Origin of the sequence: Nitrospirillum amazonense, from assembly GCF_007828045.1 — a bacterium.
In the GTDB taxonomy this organism is placed as follows: domain Bacteria; phylum Pseudomonadota; class Alphaproteobacteria; order Azospirillales; family Azospirillaceae; genus Nitrospirillum; species Nitrospirillum amazonense_C.
Genome location: NZ_VITN01000076.1, coordinates 1 through 1,331 on the forward strand (window position 1 = coordinate 1; position 1,331 = coordinate 1,331).

At 60.6% G+C, this 1,331-nt stretch carries 1 protein-coding gene; it reads left to right on the forward strand.

Features of this window, described 5'->3' with window-relative positions; genetic code table 11:
* Positions 1-74: 74 nt before the first annotated feature.
* Complete coding sequence (locus FBZ89_RS30620) at positions 75-1,085, forward strand: IS110 family RNA-guided transposase (RefSeq protein WP_145754889.1); 1,011 nt, start codon at positions 75-77, stop codon at positions 1,083-1,085.
* The last annotated feature ends 246 nt before the right edge of the window (positions 1,086-1,331 follow it).

The following is a 1,331-nucleotide window of genomic DNA, read 5'->3' on the forward strand; positions in this document are numbered from 1 at the left end:
CTGTTTGGGTGGACGGCCCCATGGCATCGGATGCCAAAGTTGGGTTGTCACACTCCAACACGAGGGCCGCCCTTATGGACTATAAACGGATAGCGATCGACATTTCCAAGCATGTGTTCACGGTGCATGGGGTCGATCCCCTGGATCAAGCGGTGCTGCGGCGTAATCTGAAGCGCAGCGATGTGGAGAAGTTTTTCAGGCAAGTTGGCGCCACCGAGGTGGTGATGGAGGCCTGCGGCAGTGCCCACTATTGGGCCCGGGTGCTTGAGCAGTTGGGTCACCGGGTCCGGCTGTTGCCGGCACAGTATGTGAAGCCATTCGTCAAACGGTCGAAGAATGACCGGACGGATGCGGAGGCCATCTGCGAAGCGGCGTCACGGCCTGGCATGACCGGCGTGCCGGTGAAGACCGCGCAGCAGCAAGCCGACACGATGATCCTGAGGCATCGGGATTTACTGATCAAGCAACGAACCGCCACCATCAACGCCCTGCGCGGACATGCCGCCGAGTTCGGTGTGATCACCGGCAAGGGTACCAGCAAGGTCCAACCACTGCTGAATAAGCTGGCCGAAGATGAGATGGTGCCGACCGTGGCTCGTGGAATGTTCGAGCGCATGCGCGAGCACATCGACCAGTTGGATCAGCAGATCGATGACCTGGAGAAGGAGTTACTGGCTTTGCACCAGGCCAATAAGCTCAGCCGATCCTTGGCGGCCATGCCGGGGATCGGCCCGATCATCGCCATCAATTACACCCTGACGGTGGCACCCGAGCATTTCAAGTCGGGGCGGCACTTCGCCGCCTGGCTGGGCTTGACGCCTAAAGAACATTCCACCGGCGGCAAACAACGACTGGGCCGCATCAGTAAAGCTGGCAATGAGCGGCTACGCCAACTCCTGATCGTCGGTGCGACCAGCGTCATCCGACACGCCAAGCCCGGCGCCAAGTCCGCCTCGGCATGGCTGCTCAAATTGCTGGAGCGCAAACCACGCAAGCTCGTGGCTGTCGCCCTGGCCAACAAGATGGCCCGCATCCTGTGGGCCATGATGGCGCACGGCGAAGCTTACAGGCACTCACCCGCCTGAAGCTGCGCCATGCACCGGTGCCGGGAACAAAGCTGACGTGAGATGTTGATCGGTTGAACCGGCAGGCGAGATAGACCGTTAATACCTGTGGCCCCAAAGGTCGCGCCGCTGTTTGGTCCTCGCTTGGCGAACCCCATCTGGGCCAGCGGTCCTGTCGACCGCGCACAAAGGCCGGACACATGACCGCTTTCAACCCAAACAAAATCTTACGCCAACACCTTGTTTCGGCGGGGCCGTCCACACATG